Below are 17,548 nucleotides of genomic sequence, written 5' to 3'. Positions count from 1 at the left end.
CCGGACTTTGTTCTGAGAGCAGCAGTCGTATAGAAAGTCTAATCCACGATCGCTCAGGATTACGTTTTGATAAATTGCTCTACCACTCAAGTTTTGTGCTGTTAGACATCAGAACTTGATGCCCAAAATAATCAATTAAACCATTACCAGGAGTCAATCATGGACAAGTTACGGTTACGAGGTTTCATGAGTGTAATCATGAGTTTAGTGCTAGTCACAGTAATCGGAATTTACACACCAGCCTATGCTGTGATCGATTGTGATGCAAATCCAACTGCACCCAAGTGTTCGGGAGAACCGATTCCCAAACCCAAGCCCAAACCCATTCCTAAGCCTGCTCCGGCTCCCGCCCCCATTACCAATTATCCAGCCGCGATCGCGTTTATTCTACAACGCTCAGACCTGATCGAACAAACGATCGATACCGTCTGGAGAGACTTTGGCAAAGGAGTTGCTGCACAGCAGATCAAAGACCAACTCAATGGCAAGCGAGTCGGTAAAGGCATGAGAATCAAAGACGTGAATGTTAACCTCAGAGATGTTGGCACTAAAGAAGTTACGGCCGGCCCTGGTGCCAATCAAGTAAGCGTCAGGGTGGTTGTTCCTCAAAATAACGAGAACTTCCATGTTTCTGTTCCTGTTGTCCCAGATCCCTCCTTCAGAGTGTTTCATACATTGAATATGAATCTGATCTTTTCGGTAGACACCTCCAGCGATCCTATCAAGGTTAATCAACTCTCTGTGCAGGTTGCTGATGCCGACATTCGCGGGTCTAACCTAGTTGGGACAGTTGTTAAATCAGTGGGTGATTTCTTCACAGGAGGCAGCTTTAGTAGTGGTCTAGAGTCTCGCATCAATCAGAATAGTGATCTGACAAATCAACTAGCGGGAACCATCAAGTCCGCTATCGATCGCTTACCCATTCCTCGTTAACCAGACCCAAATTCACCAAACCTCTCGATTACAAATCTAGGAACACCCCCAAATCCCCCACTCAAGGACTTTGAACCAAAACGCTTGCTTTAAAGTCCCCCAGAATTGGGGGTTGGGGGGCAGAAGACCAGGGAGCATCCCAATTGTGTCGCACAGTCTTTCTGCCCTCACCCTCTCCCCAAGGCTACCGTGTATACATAAGTCGATTGATCTGTACTTGCCGTAATCCTTCGCCCCCTAAATCCCCCAAATTTGGGGGACTTTGAACGCTGATCAGGGTTCTAAATTCTGGAAGCCTTTTTTGCTTAAAGTCCCCCAGAATGGGGGATTTAGGGGGCTGAAGCCGACTAGAACGAAGTGAGTATAGACTTGTGTATACACCGTAGCTCCCCAAGGAGAGGGAACAAGAGATCTGACTCCCTTCTCACTGGGAAGATGGGCTGGCAAAGCTCTCGCCCCACTTCGTGAGGAGGGCAATCCGAGATTTTGCACAATTGGGATGCTCCCGAAGACCAGAACATCGCAGCGAAAAACCTGCATCGAGCTAATGTTTAACTAGAACGATCGCTCCCCTTCTGATTGGCTTCCTAGTCTGGCAGTTAGTGTGTTCCTTTCAGTTGAAATAGAATTTGCATATATTGCAAGCTGCGATCGATTCTTGAAATTGAGGCGGCTCAGAATACTCGTCACATGCGTTTTCACAGTTCCTTCTGTAATGTAAAGCTGTTGAGCAATTTCACGATTAGTTGCTCCGACAGCCAGCAGTCGTAACACTTCTTGTTCTCGTGCGGTGAGTTCTGATGGTTTGGGTGGAGGCGATCCTGTCGTTTGATCGGGAGCCGATTCCATTGACAACAGTTTGTCAAACAACCCTGGCCCAAATTGAGTGTAGCCATAGTACCCAAAGCGAATCGCATCGGCTAACTCTTTAGAAGGCATATCTTTAAGCAAATATCCTTTTGCCCCGGCTCGAATTGCGCCTGCTAGATACGCATCATCATCAAACGTACTTAAGACCAGAACTTTGACATTCGGGAAATTTTGAGTAATGAGTTTAGTCGCGGTTCGGCCATCCATTTCGGGCATCCGAATATCCATTAGCACTACATCAGGTTGCAGAGCCTCTACCTGCTCTAGAGCAACTTTGCCATTTTCAGCATCGCCCACCACCTGCAAATCAGGCTCCTGTTCTAACATGGCTTTGAGTCCCTGACGAATCAGACTCTGGTCATCAACAATTAACAGGCGAATGGGAGAGGATTCATCACGCTTCATCGGGGCACCTCTGTATGAGTTAGATGGGCGATCGCAGCAGGGTTCAATTAGCACTCGACGAGTCGAGCAATTCCCTGGCACGATCGCGCTTGATGGGTCTCGACTTGTCCTTCAACTCGCCGCCAGCTTTTGGGCTGTGGAAGTCGTCGAGTCGTAGTAATAACTTCAACTTGGATTAACTGCTCCATTACATTCACAGGTAGGTACACTGTGGGCAACAGCAGCGTTAGTAACGTTTCGCTTCTTTGATCAAAGTCAGATGTTAAAGTGACGGTGATTAATCTCCCGATCGTGGTTGCAACCAGGCTGATTTCGTCACCGCTAAAATGGCAGATGCGATCAACATGCAAGGTTTGATAATCAAGTTTTGGAATACCTGTTTGATACTCGATCGAATACAGAATTTCAGTGTCGCGATCGTGAAGAATAAACTGATTGGGTTCAAACACCTGATTGCTCATGATGAGTTCATGGGGAGACGTGCTTGGGGGTCTTCCGCAGATCAGCTTGAATTTCACTTCGACAACAAACTCAACGGTGGGAATGCAGCCCCCAATTTGACAGCCTTACTTTACCAAAGCTGAGAGGCGGCTCACATCATATAAATGTCACGACTTGAGAATGACATCTGTCATGCTGTTTGAGGCAATCGGTCATGTTAAATCCTGTGATGACGACTTTTCTTTACACGGGTGATGTAATACGCTTATGCAGGTGCCTGTTTATCAGTCAGCATTTCCTAACAGATAGGAGATGGAAAGGTTTCGGATAAGACTTCTAGTTCAAAATTTCTCACGGGTAGGGATTTAGCGGACTGCCCGAATCTTGTACCAAATCAACCAACAAATGATACTCATAAAAAATCAGTTAATTAACCGATTTCTATCTCTGAGATTTGAAAAGAACCTATCAAGGAAGCCGTTTCAAAGTCCCCTAAAATGGGGGATTTAGGGGGCGAGAATCTGTATCAGTAACTAGTGGATTTGGTATTACATTAACCAGGTGCGATAAGAGTTGGCCACAATTGATGCCTGAGTGCGATCGCGCAAATCTAGCTTGGTCAAAATGTGTGAAATGTGGTTTCTCACGGTTCCTTCGGTCAGGTGGAGCGTTTGGGCGATTTCTCGATTACTTGCGCCTGTGGCAATCGATCGCAGGATTTCTCGCTCTCTGTCGGTGAGTTCCGTTAAGCCTGGAGGGAGTGACTCTGGTTTTGAGACGGGCGCTTCAGCAATCACTTTTTCGACAATTCCTGGCCCAAATTGAGTGTAGCCCTGATGAATCGCGCGGATCGCCTGGGCAAGCTCATCAGTGGGAGTATCTTTGAGCAAATACCCTTTTGCGCCAAAGTGTAGCGCTTCTGCAACATAGGTTGTGTCGTTAAAAGTCGTGAGAACTAACACTTTGAGCGTCGGAAACTGCTGACAAATCACCTGTGTAGCTTCTACTCCATTCATCACAGGCATTCTAATATCCATCAACACAACATCCGGAAAGGACGTGTCCGTTGTGACCTTTTGTAGGGCTTCAAGCTGTGCGATCGCACATCGACCGTTTTCTGCTTCACCGACAATTTGAAAGTCAGGCTTTGTTTCTAGCAAGATCTTCAGCCCTCGCCGGACAATTTCCTGGTCGTCTACTAATAGGACTCGAATCATCGTAAATGCCTCGCAATAGGGCAATTAAGTTCCATTGTTGAAGGGATGGTTTTCTCTAGAAAAGTGAGCGACAATTTGACACCCCGCACCCGGATTGCTAATGATCTGTAGTTGTCCGCCCAGCGCAGTCGATCGCTCTTTCATTCCTCGGAGTCCATACCCCATTGTGGCTTGATCTAGTTGAAACCCTCTTCCATTATCTTGCAGAGTGAGCGACAAACCTGCATCCGTAGTCTCAATCTGAATCTGAACGATCGTCGCTTCGGCATATTTACAAATGTTAGTCAGCCCCTCTTGAATAATCCGGTAGACAACGTGATTGATTGCAGTAGAAAGGGGTTGAGAGAGACCGATTTGGCACTCTGGCATCACATCCGTTAAGTGATAAAACTCCTCAGCAAGGTTAACGATCGCGCCTTCGAGCAGTTGTCCCTGTAGGGGATCAGAACGAATCGCAGACACCGAGTGACGCACCGCTTCCAGAGCTTCAGAACCGAGTTTTTTGGCTTCGATTAGCGTCGATCGGGCGCGATCGGTGTCTACCCCCCAGAGCGTCAGGGCTGCCTCCATTTGAATGTTGAGCGCGACGAGAGAATGCCCCAGTGAGTCGTGAATGTCTCGTGCAATACGATTGCGTTCTTCTAGAGCCGCCATTGCTTCGATCCGTTGGTTGAGGGCGCGCTCCTGGTCGAGCGATCGTTGCAGGTCTGCCTGAGTCTGCTGCAATTGATGATTTTGGGTTTGAAGCTGTCGCTGTAGGCGGCAAAGTTTGAGTTGGTGTTCGATGCGAACCAGCACTTCTTCAATTTGAAAAGGCTTGTTAATAAAGTCAACGCCGCCCACTGAGAAAGCTTTTACTTTATCGACTGCTTCGTTTAGAGCGCTAATAAAAATGACGGGAATTTCTTTGAGTTGAGCATTAGATTTGAGACGCTGACACACTTCATAGCCGTTCATTCCGGGCATGTTGATGTCCAGTAAAACGAGATCAGGTGGCTGAGTTTGCATTCCGATCAGCGCGATCGACCCATTGGTGACACTCCGTACTTCATATCCCTGGGCAGCCAGCATTGCAGATAAGAGACGAAGGTTATCCAATGTGTCGTCAACGATTAGAATGTCTCCCTTAGCGTTCATATTGTTTTGCAATCATCAGCGCTCAAGACGGAATTACAAAAACTGCAAATGGTGACAGCCATAGAATTTATAGAGATTAAGGATTGAAGGGTGCGTCTAAAAACAGCGTTGCTAAATTCGTCGATCTGTTTCTACATAATCTGTTTCTACATAATCTGTTCTTACATAAAGCGTAGTGGTTGTACAAGACGTAGATCAATTTTACGATCTGCGATCAAGAAAAAAATAATTGCAACATGAAGAAACATTACCTTCATGACACTCAAATCGCTCTAACCTTGAGGTGAAGAATTAGCTTCAGCGATGGTATCGCCTAGATTTCGCTACTTTATCACCCAGATGCGTGAGTTTACTTGAAACGCTTGTTACATTATGCTGAGGAAACTCATTAGGCTTAGGGATTTTCGGATTAGCACTGACTTCTAACAGTGCCGTTTAATACAAGGAGTTTGCAGATGCGCCTTCTCACCGATCGCTTCTCAAAGCTTGCCCAAAGTATGCCGTTGCGCCGCGTTCTGGTTGTGCCGTTTATTCTACAGATTTCGTTAGCAGTGGGGCTAACTGGATGGTTATCCATTCGCAACGGACAACAGGCTGTCAATGAGGTTGCAGTACAGTTGCGAAGTGAGATTACGGCTCGAATTCAACAATACCTGCAAACCTATGTAGAAACTCCCCATCAGATTAATGAACTCAACGCAAATGCAGTTCGGTTGGGTGAAATTGATATTCAAAATCTAGCAGCCTTAGAACAACACCTCTGGTATCAGCTTGAGACCTTTGACACGGTGACCGCCGTCCAGCTTGGGTCAGAATCACGAGAACATGTGGCGGTTGAGCGAGATGACAACAATAACTTTCAAGTAAAAGTTGCCGGAAAATCGACCGACTATCAGATTCGCATCTATGCTGCCGATCGCCCTGGATATCGCACTAAACTCCTGAGAGCCAGACCCAACTATGATCCCCGGAATCGTCCCTGGTACAGTTCGGCTGTTAAGTCCAAGAAAGCAACCTGGGGCGGAATTTATCGACTGTTTGCCACACCTAAGTATGTGTTGAATGCGGGCTTGCCGATTCATAACAATCGCAACCAGCTAGTAGGGGTAGCTTCGGTAGATTTTTCGCTAACTGGAATTGGTCAATTTCTACAGAGTTTGAAGATTGGGCGATCGGGTGAAACCTTCATTCTCGAACGTCAGACAGGCTTGCTCGTCGGCAGTTCTGCAACTCAACGACCTTATGTCATTCAAAATCCAACCGCCCCGCTCAATCAGCAAAATCCAGTTCGTGTCAAAGCATTAGAAAGTAGCGATCGCTTAACCCGACAAACAACAGAGTACCTACAACAGCGCTTTGGCAACCTGTCTCAGATTACTCAAACCCAACAACTCGATTTTGAAGTTGAGGGACAACGGCAATTTCTCCAGGTTGTGCCGCTAAAAACGGTTCAGGGATTGGACTGGCTGATTATTGTCGTGGTTCCAGAAAGCGACTTCATGGATCAAATTCATGCCAACACTCGAACGACGATCGTGCTTTGTCTGGGTGCGTTTGGACTGGCGACAGCCTTGGGAATTTTGACGGCTCGCTGGATCGCCCAACCGATTTCTCGACTGGGAAGTGCTGCCAAAGCGATCGCGGCTGGACATCTAGATCAAACGGTTTCTGTCAGCAGCACAACTGAACTCAATGGATTAGCACAGTCATTCAATCAGATGGCCGAGCAGCTACGCGAATCTTTTTCAGCCCTGGCAAAAACCAACGAAGAATTAGAAAGCCGAGTCGAGCAGCGAACCACAGAACTTGGCGAAAAAAACACTCAGCTTCAACAAGAAATTCAAGAGCGTCGAAAAGCAGAAGCCGCCTTGAAAACCTCCGAAACAGAACTTCGATTAATGTTCGCTGCGATGAGTGATGTCGTAGTTGTCTTCGACTCAGAGGGTCACTATCTGAAGTATATGCAGACGCAATCCGTTACGGATGAACCGGGTGTCGATCTCATTGGCAAAACCGTTCACGAAGTATTACCCGAATCGATCGCAAACCTAATCACTCATGCGATTCAGCAAGCCTTAAACCTCCGTCAGCAACCTCTCAACCCTGATGGCACTCGTAAGCATGTTTTTGTGGAATACTGCGCCTCGATCGCCCATCCCGAAACCTGGTTTTTGGCTAGTGTCTCACCGTTGTCTGATCAAGCAGTGCTGTGGGTTGCCCGTGATATCAGTAAGCTCAAAAAAACTGAAGCGGCTCTCAAACAAGCCAAAGAATCCGCAGATGCCGCTAACCTGGCCAAAAGTCAGTTTCTCTCCAACATGAGCCACGAACTGCGAACGCCACTCAATATTATTCTTGGCTTTACCCAACTGCTGTTACGAAGTCGATCGTTGAATCCCCAACAGCAAGACTATCTTGATACCATCAATCGCAGTGGTGAAGACCTTCTAACTCTAATCAATGATGTGTTAGAAATGTCCAAAATCGAAGCAGGGCGCATCACTCTCAATGAGACCGATTTTGACCTGTATGGGCTACTCGATCGACTTCAGCAAATGTTTGCCCTCAAAGCTCAATCTAGAGGCTTACAACTAATTTTTGAGCGATCGCCGGATGTCCCTCACTACATTCACGCCGATGAAAGCAAACTGCGGCAAATTCTAGTTAACCTAATCGGCAACGCCATCAAGTTCACCCAGATCGGCAGCGTGACGGTGCGAGTCAACTCTGACCAAACCCCTGACCCGATTCTGCGCTTTAGTGTTGAAGATACAGGTTGTGGCATCGCTGCGTCTGATCTCGATCGCCTCTTTGAGCCATTTGTACAAACTGAGGCAGGTCACAAGGCACAAGAAGGCACTGGACTTGGATTACCGATTAGCGATCGATTTGTGCGGCTGATGGGAGGCAATCTGAGCGTAGACAGCACACCCGAACAAGGCTCAACCTTTACCTTTGAGATTTGCACTCACGCCGTCACCTGGGATGTTCTGCCTGCACCAATCCCCCATCGGCAAGTAGTTGGACTAGACAAAAAACACCCCCCTTGTCGGATTCTAATTGTTGAAGACAAACTCGAAAATCGACGGTTTCTCCTTGAGTTGTTAGCGCCTGTTGGCTTTGAAGTGCAGGAAGCAATTAATGGACAAGCCGCGATCGACCTTTGGCAAAGTTGGTCACCCGACTTAATCTGGATGGATTTACGAATGCCCGTTCTCAATGGGTTTGAGGCAACTCGGCAGATCAAAGCAGCAGGCAACCAAGCACCTGTAATCATCGCCTTGACTGGAAGTGCTTTTGAAGAAGACCGCCTGACAGCAATGGCTTTGGGCTTTGACGACTTTGTGCGTAAGCCTATTCAAACCACCACTGTTTTTGAAAAAATAGCTGAACATTTAGGCGTTCAATATCTCTATACGGATGAACAAAACAACCAATCCTCACCGTCTCATTCACTCACGGCTGCTGACCTGGCAGAGATGCCGATCGACTGGATCAACCAACTCCATCAAGCAGCCCTTCGCATTAATACCAAGCAAGTTCTTCAGTTAATTGAGCAAATTCCTGAGCCACAGGATCAGCTCATTCAAGCATTGACAGACCTCGCTAACCACTACTGTTTTGAAGAACTGATTGCATTAACTCAACCACCGCACGATCGCTCAGACCTACTTCATCTCTCATAAAATTGGCATGGGTAATCGCTTGATGAAGCCTACAACTTATTCCAGAAGCGATCGCGCAGAAAGTCAAGGTTGGACTGCTCAATCTCACTCAGCTTTGGTAATCCGTTTTGCTTGAATTGCTGGACTTGATAAAGGGGACGATACCAGGGTTGTTTTTCAAAGACTCGTTTTAGAAAATCATTGTAGTAAATGAGTCCTTTACGAGCATAGATCGAATGAAACATAATATAAAGCTGCGTAACATCGACCCCTTGAATATCAGCCTCAGTCACCTGTCGCTCAGACAACCAGGGATATTCATTGTCTTTTGTCTCTGTGACGTAATCCAGCGAACCAAGCTTATATTGTTGAGCTTCTAGCAAATCATAAGGAGCAACAAAATCTTCAGTGTAGGAGAAGCGAACGTAGTTATCTCCGCCTCCGGTCATTTGTGTTTCTACATGGATGCCATCGCCCAGACAGCGAATATCACTGTACAGCCCTGTGTTGGCATTGTTGACCGACACCTTAATCTCAGTCGCAGGCTGATAGCCAAACAGAAAAGCAAACAACTTCTTAGCTGGAAAGTCTGGACGAAAGGTAACTTGCCGCACAACGCTACGCACAAAGGTAACTTGCAGGTTGCCATCCTGGGGAAAATCAGGAATGACCTGCCGCACCGTGTCGATCGAAAAGTCAAGCACGATCGGCTCATTGCTCATAATTGGCAGCGTTGGTAACCCAAAGTAAGGCACCATTTTCGCTAAAGTTTCATTAAAGATGTAACGTCCCATTTGTTTACCTCAATACAGGTTGTTTAGTAATTGCTAATTGTTTGAGTAGCGTTTTGAAACTGCTTAGTTTGAGCTATTGATCTCTCTGAATCTTGAATGAGATACAGCACTTAACTCAGAAATTACTTAAACCTGAAAGCGATTTGTGGTTAGCCTCGATCGTAAAACGCAGCCTTTGCTGAATAGCAGTTGAGTAACGCCCTACTTGTCTTAATCTGGCTACTACTGACTAATTTCCCATCTCCATAGATGTCCGACATCGGGATCAACCATCTCTGAGACTTGAGTCATTCCACACTTTGTTAATACGCTTGTTGAGGCGTTAGGTTCTGCCAATGTGTGAGCGTAAACACAATCAACGGAACCTGACTCGAACGCTATGTTAATAAGCTGGCGTGCTGCCGATGTTGCAATTCCTTTACCCTGATAACTTGGAGCAACAGAGTAACCAATCTCAACCCTACGCTCACAGTCCGGCACTGACTTGAAGCCTCCAAATCCAACTAAAGTTTGGTCAGGACGAAAAAGAAACAGATAGGGTAGCCAAGGATGGCGAATTTGCGAAGTTTGGATCTGCTTCAGAATATACTGAAGTGCCCCTTCAAAAGGCATGTATCCATCGGCTACCAAAAGCCCATAAGTCTTTGAAAAGGCATCTGTATTATCAATTAAGCTTTCCAGATGTTGAACAGAGCAAGGAACAATCTCTGCATCCATACTTTAGCCTCCACTTTAACAAGCCAAAAACAATGAATACTGGATGGAGTGAGCGAACAAATTAGGCTGGTGAGAACGCCAATATGAGCATCATGAGCATTAGAACAGCAGAGCTAGTAATTCCCAGAGTGCGAGGCCAGTTGTAGCGGATCAGCTCATCGATCACGATCGCCTGCTTGCCACTGCTCTCTAGTTGACTATGGCGCGGTATCTCTAAGGCTACAGTCACAATCAATGAGACTAGCCCACATCCGACGTTAGCCAGAACAATCCACAGGGGAACTGACACAGGATGGAATAAAATCAGGGCGATGGGCAAGAGGAAGGAAGCAAACCCTGGAAGAATGACTGGAAACGGGATTCTACTTGTGTAGAATAGGTGATAAGCAACATATTCCGCCGAGCCGACTCTAGCAAACAGCGGATAGATCACAAGTTGGACAAACCAGATCACACCAAGTACGTAGAAGGTAAGTAGAGTACAAAACAATAGCAGCGAATGGGAGAAGTCCATGTTTCCTCTGATTTTTCAAAGTTACTTAATAGCATGATTTACCATTTGGGCTTGACGAGCCTGAGCAAACTGACCATATCGATCGACATAAAACTCTGAAAATTTAGCGATCGACCTCACGGTTTCACGGCTTGCAACAGCTTTCCACCATTGTTTTAAGCGGTCAAGTCCGGGCGGCAATTGCACATTTCGGTAGTGTTCCAGCACTGCCCATTGCTCAAACAAAGGGTAATAGGTCAAATCAACTAAGCTGATCGCTCTACCAAACCAGTAAGGGCCCTCTGCCGACATCTTCTGTAGCCCTTCCTGCTCAATGAACTGCAAGTGCTCAATTAACTCTTTTACGATCGTGGCGAACTGTTGATCGGAGCCATATAACAACTTTCCAGATGCAGCAAACAACCGGGTATCAGCAAAATTAATCCAAATTCGCGCCTGAGAACGTTGAATAGGTTCTTTGGGTAACAACGGAGGTTCTGGAAAAGTTTCATCCAGGTATTCATTAATGATGGTTGATTCCCACACTCGCTGATCGCCATGCTTAAGTACAGGCACCTTGCCGTAAGGAGAAATCTCTTTAAAGTTAGCAGGTTTGTTTTGCAGGTCGATTTCAATCAACTGATAAGGAATGCCTTTTTCTAGCAAAGTTAAGCGCGATCGATGGGCAAAAGGACAAAGCGCAGCACTATAAATTTCGATGATGGACATAGAAACTCCTATCTATAATCTACTCAACAACTAAAATTGATCTTATTAATAGCAACGGGCGTAGCTGTTTCCAGAAACCTGGCACCTGTCCATTACTAGTACTGTTTCAGCATACAGAGTTGCAGGTGGGATGTCAGTCGGAAAAGATCGGTTCTAGGAGTTAAGGCTATTTCCATGAAAAAGTCACCAACTCCAGCAAAGTTGGACACTTAGGTTCTTCAGAGATGCTTTAAGGGATCAGATTAGATTCCAAGAGGGGTCTATACGAGCTAAAACAGAATTCTAGTACCCCTCGTTGCAGAAGGTGCCTTAGCAGGAGGGCATCTATGATTTGTGCAAGAAGTCTTTTGTTAGTCCCCAGTTCCCTTTTTAGAGGCTTTTCTGCCCTTCAAAACCTGTGACTTGACAACCTCGTGGGCTTGTTTGTAGATTTGGAAGTCAGAAGGCTTTTCGGACTCAGGAATACTTCGGATAATGTAGTGAAACGCATGAAAGACAGAGTTTAGCCCAGCGATCGCATCTTCTGGAGGAATAGGACTTTTAACAAAGTTTCGATCTAGCTTGATTGTGTAGTTTAATTCGCCTAAATTTGCCAGGTTTTCTAGTTTGTTTTCGTAGACAAGACGAGCAACTTTTGTCATGTCAGCCCCAATCACCTGAGCAATTCTTTTTGCTGTTTCTTCGTCTGGCCCGCTACGCTTAAGACAGATCCAACCTAGCCCAGCCCGTGAGATGTTGACCCGCCTGGAAAGCTCACTCATGTTGGTTTGTGGATTTTCCTGAAGGTACTGCAAAATGAGCCGTCCGAACGCCGAACAGTCTTCAGGACGTAGTTTTAAGAGATTCATATTAGATTCTGAACCAAGATGTTAACGTTAAAAAGAGATAAAAGGAAACAAGATAAAAGAAACCGAATTTTGCTTTAGTAGGCTTGTTCCACTTAACCTTAAAACCGCTATTTGGTCTCACGATCGCTTCAACTTCAGCCTTTGTGTCAAGGTTCTAATGACTACTCGTTCACATCTGCTAAACTTTGTGTAGAAGCTTGCATGAGCCGCAACTAGAGCTTCTCTTGTGTGAGTTCCTTTTCATGCGATCGACGCTAAATAAATTTCAAGTTTTAGATAATCAGTAGATTTCAAATAAACATTTTTAGTCAGTTACTAGCCATCAGACTCTCTCCAGTTTCCTTAAAAAGGGAGGAACCTGGATTCAAGCTAACGTCAGGGATTGAGAGACCTGAGATGCAGTACTCCACAACTTCAAACAATCGAGATGTAACGACCTAAAAACAACGCTACTTCGCAATCTGCTGATGGTTTTACAAAGGCAGACAGAGCCAATAAATAGCCCTGCCCGCAACGGTTCTGAGTGTCAAGGATTACTTAACTAGCATGAGAGCGGCTACTTCGATCGCTTTCCAGAACGGGAGTCGGTTCCTTTATCCACAACTGGACGACCTTGAGTGTTCACATCCAGTTCTTCTCGACGAAGCTGTTCTTCTGCCTGAACGGTCTGCTGATCAACTTCTTTTCTGACTCGCACTTCTTCTCGCACAAACGCTTCTTTGTGAATATCGGGCGTTTCTTCGTAGACTTCAACTCGTGCAACTTCACCTTCAGCAAAGGCATCCGCATCCGGGGCAACCGTCGTGCCAGCGTTGACAGGCGTTGTGCGCTCAATGACAACACGCTCTTTTTCAACAGGGACAGAGACTCGTGCAGTTTCGGTTTCGACGCGCTTTCCAATCGCGACTTCACCTGCTTTTTGGCGAGTTTTGTTGGCAATCAATCGCTCTTCATACAGCTTAAGGCTTTCGTGGTTTTGCTCGTTCAAGTTGTACAAGTCAGCATCCTGATCATAGTTGTAGGTGCTGCGATCGTAAGCAGCAGGAGCAGCAACAGCCGGGGCAGCATCCAAGGGAGCAGACGCATCTAAAGAAGCAGACGCATCCAACGGAGCAGCCATCATAGGACGATACACACCTCTAACCTGCTCTTCCTGGTCGTAATCGACTGTGGCACCTTCTTGATACTCTGGAAGTGCTTCGACTTGAGCACGAGTTAGTCCATTGACATAGACGCAGTGCTTTTTGTTGTCGATTTGGGCACGACCGATCGGAAGTAGGACGTTTTTACCGAAGATCCAGTTACCCGTGTGAACGACCAGATAACGGAATCTACCATTTTCATCTACTAACAAATCTTTGACGGAGCCAACCTTATCGTTTCCAGAATAGAGGTCATACTCCAGAATGTATTTTTGCTCTTCAAAATGACTGCGATAGTCAGGGTCAAAATCTTTGATTCTATGAAGTGCCATTGTTTTTTACCTAAAGTGTTTGAACTACTTTTACTTAAAATTAGACTTCAAAAAAACTGGCCTCCTCCCTCTTAAGTCAGACTTACTCTCTTGGGTCTAATCACTTCAAACACACCCGATTATTGCTCAGGTTATTAGTTGGTTAAGAACTTTAAACTTACCCACCAACTATCTCTCAAGATGGGTGTTGTGTCCTGAGCAGGTTTCTACAGTTCAAGTAGTCAATGTATTTTACTTTAAGTAGTACGGCTGGAGGAAAACATGACCTACTCTGATGATCCTGTAAGAAGGGCTAACGATGACCCAGCGATTCAACCGTCTGACGTTTATATTACGAATACGCCAGTAGCCGCCACAGCAGATTATCATGATCGCGTCCGATGGGGGCCAATCTTTTCGGGGCTGGTTATCGCCTTGAGTTCTCAGCTAGTCTTGAGTGCGTTAGGGGCAGCGATCGGCTTGTCTGGCATTGCGAATTCTGGGTCGCCTCGGTCTGATCTAGGAGGTGTGGGATCAGCGATCGGGATCTGGTCGATTATTAGTCTGCTAATCTCTCTGTTTATTGGGGGATGGGTAACAGCGCGAGCTTGTGGCCCGATGAGTCGTAAGTCTGCTTTGTTGAATGGGGCTGTTCTCTGGGCGACGACTTTAGCGTTGAGTGCCTGGTTAGTAACCAGTGGCGTGTCAGGTGCCTTTGGGGTAGTAGCCTCAAACGCTGGAGAAGTTGTCAATCAGGTGCAGCAAAGCGGTGCGAGTATACCGAACAATGTACCTAGCGCGACGGCTGAACAAACAAGAAACGTTGCTGGAGATGTTGCTAGAGGGGGTTGGTCGTTTGCGATTGGTTCTTTATTAGGATTGATTGCGTCGTTGCTGGGTGCTTCGATCGGTACGCGCCGTCCAGAGACAACCCAAACCACTGTGAGAGCGACTCGATAAGGAGAATTTGAAGCTTGATGCCTTACTCTGACATCGTCCAGAAGTAGCGCGGTCTGGGCATTGCTGAACCACAGGATGAATTGCCCTAATGCGAAGGGGAACTAAATGTTCAAAGTCCCCCAAAATTGGGGGATTTAGGGGGCGGAAAAGTTGACACTTCCCACAGATTCATCCCTTCAATCAGCAACGCCGCGCGGTCTGCAACTTCTTCAGGTTCCTCTTTAAGGGGAGTTGGGGAGATTACTCCACTAAACCGCCTCACGTTGAGATCTCCATAGTGTTCCTGATTTCCTCTAATTTCCTATGTCAGCAACAATAAATGACTCAGTTAACAGTTCAGCTAACAATAAGGCTTCTGTAATTGGGCGAATCAGCCAGAAAAGCCTCAGTGCATAGGATGCGGGTTTTGTTGAGCGACTCGCATTTTGTTTCTCTAAGTCTACTCCCACAAAAGGAATTACCAAACGTAGCACCGCCCCCATCACAACCGAGACGCTACGGGATTGAACTTGGGAAATTTTTAATAGAAGGTTTCTAAGTTAGATTGCAAGCGAACCGCAGTCAGACGAAATCAAAGGTTCTGAGGCGCGAACAGTAGCTCTAGTCAATAAAGTCGAAATGGGAAAAGTATCATGTTTCAGTTAACAAATTTAATAGTAGGACAAGTGCCTGTAGAAGAGACAGCCTTTGTTTTTTCTAGCCCTCAGTTTTTAATCTCACTGCTGGCTGGAGTAATGATGGCGTTTGCGTTTCAGTTTCTATTGACCAATTTATCAGTTGCGATCGTAGCCACTCCAGGCACGTTACCCGATTCAGACGACGATGATTCAGATAGTCTGGGCGCCTCTATTCGCAAAACGGAATCTAAGGTTGGGATGTGGGCCCTATTAACCGTAACGATCGCTCTATTTGCCGCCAGCTTTCTCGCTGTAAAACTGAGCTTAGTCGGAAGTAGTGTTCTAGGTGCGATCATTGGTGTTGTCATCTGGTCTACTTTGATCCGCAAGCTGATGCGGGTGCGATTCGTCGAGAATTGGAAGGCATCGATCGCAACACGTTTATTGAAATCCTCTCACGTCGAGAAGGGTTTACACCCGATCGCGTTCAAGACATTGCGGATCAGCTAGAAGCTGTTCGTGCTGAAGTTTTCAGTTCTGTACAACAGTCTGAATCGGAAAACCAAGCGCAAGATCTTCGCAGTCGAGTTGAAAATTATCTGAAGTCAACAGGCAAAGAAGAACTTAATCCAGAAGCGATCGAGCGTGAATTCAAACTGCTATTAGAAGACCCAGAAGCGGGCTTAGAGGCATTGGGCGATCGATTGGGACAGCTTGACCGCGACACGTTAGTAAAGCTACTGGGGCAGCGCGAAGACATCAATCCTGAAGAGGCTAGTCAGATTGTTGGTCAGCTTGAATCTACCCGCGATACTGTTCTCTCGCAGGCCAAAGAAGCTCAGGAGCGAGTGCAGTCTGAGGCACAAGAACTTCGACGCAAAGTTGAAGAATATCTGCGGAATACCAACAAAGAAGAACTGAACCCAGAAGGCATTGAGCGAGATTTAAGAACCTTGTTTGATGATCCTCAAGCCGGATTCAGTGCTTTGAGATCACGCCTTTCTCAGTTCGATCGTGACACCCTAGTTCAACTCCTTAGTCAACGTCAAGACCTGAGCGAAGAGCAAGTCAATCAAGTTTTGGATCAAGTTGAATCAGTTCGTACTAGCATTCTGCAAGCTCCGCAAAAACTAGCAGGCAAAGCAAAAGAGCAATACGAACAAACGACAACTGTGATTGCTGACTACTTGCGTAAGACAGACCTGAAAGAACTCGATCCAGACGGCATTCAACGCGACTTACAGACGCTGCTAAATGACCCAAAAGCAGGAACCGATGCCATTCGTTCTCGCCTGTCTCAGGTTGACCGTGAAACATTAGTTAAACTGCTCACCCAAGAAGGTAACTTGACGGAGGAGCAAGTAAACCAAGCGATCGACCAGGTGCAAACCGCCATTCGTGACACGATCAAAGCGCCGCGTCGGTTGGCAAAACGTGCCCAAAAACAAGCGGTAGACTTTGAAGCTAGTCTCGAAAGCTACTTGCGAAATACTCAAAAAGAAGAACTAAACCCGGACGGCATTAAACGAGATCTCCAACGGTTACTTCAAGATCCTCGCTCAGGGTTAAGCAGTGTAGGTGAGCGCCTGTCTCGCTTCGATCGTTCTACACTCGTTGCTTTGCTCTCTCAGCGCGAAGACATCAGTGAAGAAGAAGCAAACCGAATTGCGGATCAGGTTGAGTCAAACTTCAAAGCAGTGACGGAGCAGATTCAGAAAGTTCAACAAGCCTTTCAATCTACGATCGACACTGTATTTGGCAAGATTCGCAGCTATCTTGATTCTCTAGAGCGCCCGGAACTGAGCTATGAAGGCATTAAGCAAGATTTCAGCACTTTGTTTGATGACCCTCAAGCTGGATTTGAGGCCTTAAAATCGCGGCTAGGGGAGTTCGATCGCGATACGCTAGTTGCCGTCCTTAGCTCTCGTGAAGATATCTCCGAAGCGGATGCCAATCGCATTATCAATCAAATCGAATCAACGCGAGACAGTGTATTACATCGGGCTGAACGAATTCAAATAGAAGCCAAAAAACGCATCAGAGCGGTTCAGCGTGAAGCTAAAAAGCAAGCGATCGAAACTCAAAAAGTAGCGGCGACGGCGGCTTGGTGGCTATTTGGAACGGCTTTAACCTCTTTGGCAGCGTCTGCGATCGCGGGCTTCTTAGCGGTTCGGACACTGTTCTAATTCCAATATTGGGGGCGGAGTAGAATCTGCCCTCACTGTTGTCTAATTATCCTAAATCAATTGTTTTAAATCAGGAGATTTCT

15 protein-coding genes are annotated in these 17,548 nt (G+C 46.4%); 5 read left to right on the top strand and 10 right to left on the bottom strand.

Features of this window, described 5'->3' with window-relative positions; genetic code table 11:
• Window positions 1–159: 159 nt before the first annotated feature.
• Entirely contained in the window at window positions 160–933 is a 774-nt protein-coding gene (locus ACKFKH_RS09250) for a hypothetical protein (protein WP_446857983.1), read from the top strand.
• A gap of 555 nt (window positions 934–1,488) precedes the next feature.
• Here ACKFKH_RS09250 and ACKFKH_RS09245 read toward each other — a convergent pair.
• The 4 genes from ACKFKH_RS09245 to ACKFKH_RS09230 all read right to left on the bottom strand — a co-directional run bounded on the left by ACKFKH_RS09245 (window position 1,489) and on the right by ACKFKH_RS09230 (window position 5,003).
• The gene (locus tag ACKFKH_RS09245; protein ID WP_446857982.1) at window positions 1,489–2,208 is read right to left on the bottom strand and encodes a response regulator transcription factor; all 720 of its coding nucleotides are present in this window, start codon (window positions 2,206–2,208) and stop codon (window positions 1,489–1,491) included.
• A gap of 47 nt (window positions 2,209–2,255) precedes the next feature.
• Complete coding sequence (locus tag ACKFKH_RS09240; protein WP_446857981.1) at window positions 2,256–2,669, bottom strand: hypothetical protein; 414 nt, start codon at window positions 2,667–2,669, stop codon at window positions 2,256–2,258.
• A gap of 528 nt (window positions 2,670–3,197) precedes the next feature.
• Window positions 3,198–3,866 (bottom strand): response regulator transcription factor, encoded by a 669-nt coding sequence (locus ACKFKH_RS09235; protein WP_446857980.1) that lies wholly within the window; start codon window positions 3,864–3,866, stop codon window positions 3,198–3,200.
• A 24-nt stretch (window positions 3,867–3,890) separates the two neighbouring features.
• On the bottom strand, window positions 3,891–5,003 hold the full coding sequence (locus ACKFKH_RS09230; RefSeq protein WP_446857979.1) for an ATP-binding response regulator: 1,113 nt from the start codon (window positions 5,001–5,003) through the stop codon (window positions 3,891–3,893).
• 455 nt (window positions 5,004–5,458) lie between these two features.
• Between ACKFKH_RS09230 and ACKFKH_RS09225 the strand changes: the two genes are divergently transcribed.
• Window positions 5,459–8,689 (top strand): ATP-binding protein, encoded by a 3,231-nt coding sequence (locus tag ACKFKH_RS09225; protein WP_446857978.1) that lies wholly within the window; start codon window positions 5,459–5,461, stop codon window positions 8,687–8,689.
• A 29-nt stretch (window positions 8,690–8,718) separates the two neighbouring features.
• On the opposite strand, the gene ACKFKH_RS09220 is transcribed toward ACKFKH_RS09225, so the two are convergent.
• The 6 genes from ACKFKH_RS09220 to ACKFKH_RS09195 all read right to left on the bottom strand — a co-directional run bounded on the left by ACKFKH_RS09220 (window position 8,719) and on the right by ACKFKH_RS09195 (window position 13,723).
• Window positions 8,719–9,462, bottom strand: a complete 744-nt coding sequence (locus ACKFKH_RS09220) for a YARHG domain-containing protein (protein WP_446857977.1) — start codon at window positions 9,460–9,462, stop codon at window positions 8,719–8,721.
• 222 nt (window positions 9,463–9,684) lie between these two features.
• Entirely contained in the window at window positions 9,685–10,179 is a 495-nt protein-coding gene (locus ACKFKH_RS09215; protein ID WP_446857976.1) for a GNAT family N-acetyltransferase, read from the bottom strand.
• 61 nt (window positions 10,180–10,240) lie between these two features.
• The gene (locus ACKFKH_RS09210) at window positions 10,241–10,693 is read right to left on the bottom strand and encodes a hypothetical protein (RefSeq protein WP_446857975.1); all 453 of its coding nucleotides are present in this window, start codon (window positions 10,691–10,693) and stop codon (window positions 10,241–10,243) included.
• Between the two features lie 21 nt (window positions 10,694–10,714).
• The gene (locus tag ACKFKH_RS09205; RefSeq protein WP_446857974.1) at window positions 10,715–11,401 is read right to left on the bottom strand and encodes a glutathione S-transferase family protein; all 687 of its coding nucleotides are present in this window, start codon (window positions 11,399–11,401) and stop codon (window positions 10,715–10,717) included.
• A 350-nt stretch (window positions 11,402–11,751) separates the two neighbouring features.
• Complete coding sequence (locus ACKFKH_RS09200) at window positions 11,752–12,249, bottom strand: winged helix-turn-helix domain-containing protein (RefSeq protein ID WP_446857973.1); 498 nt, start codon at window positions 12,247–12,249, stop codon at window positions 11,752–11,754.
• 556 nt (window positions 12,250–12,805) lie between these two features.
• Window positions 12,806–13,723, bottom strand: a complete 918-nt coding sequence (locus ACKFKH_RS09195; RefSeq protein ID WP_446857972.1) for a DUF2382 domain-containing protein — start codon at window positions 13,721–13,723, stop codon at window positions 12,806–12,808.
• Between the two features lie 261 nt (window positions 13,724–13,984).
• On the opposite strand from ACKFKH_RS09195, the gene ACKFKH_RS09190 reads away from it, so the two are divergent.
• From ACKFKH_RS09190 to ACKFKH_RS09180, 3 genes are all read left to right on the top strand, one after another.
• A complete protein-coding gene (locus ACKFKH_RS09190) occupies window positions 13,985–14,662 on the top strand; it encodes a hypothetical protein (protein ID WP_446857971.1) in 678 nt (225 codons plus the stop codon).
• Between the two features lie 632 nt (window positions 14,663–15,294).
• Window positions 15,295–15,789 (top strand): hypothetical protein, encoded by a 495-nt coding sequence (locus ACKFKH_RS09185; protein ID WP_446857970.1) that lies wholly within the window; start codon window positions 15,295–15,297, stop codon window positions 15,787–15,789.
• Window positions 15,696–17,465, top strand: a complete 1,770-nt coding sequence (locus ACKFKH_RS09180; protein WP_446857969.1) for a hypothetical protein — start codon at window positions 15,696–15,698, stop codon at window positions 17,463–17,465. The genes ACKFKH_RS09185 and ACKFKH_RS09180 overlap by 94 nt, the downstream gene beginning before the upstream one ends.
• The last annotated feature ends 83 nt before the right edge of the window (window positions 17,466–17,548 follow it).

Source organism: Phormidesmis sp. 146-20, assembly GCF_052939475.1.
The sequence above is the reverse complement of the archived record's forward strand: the minus strand, read 5'-3'. Positions and strand labels throughout refer to the sequence as shown.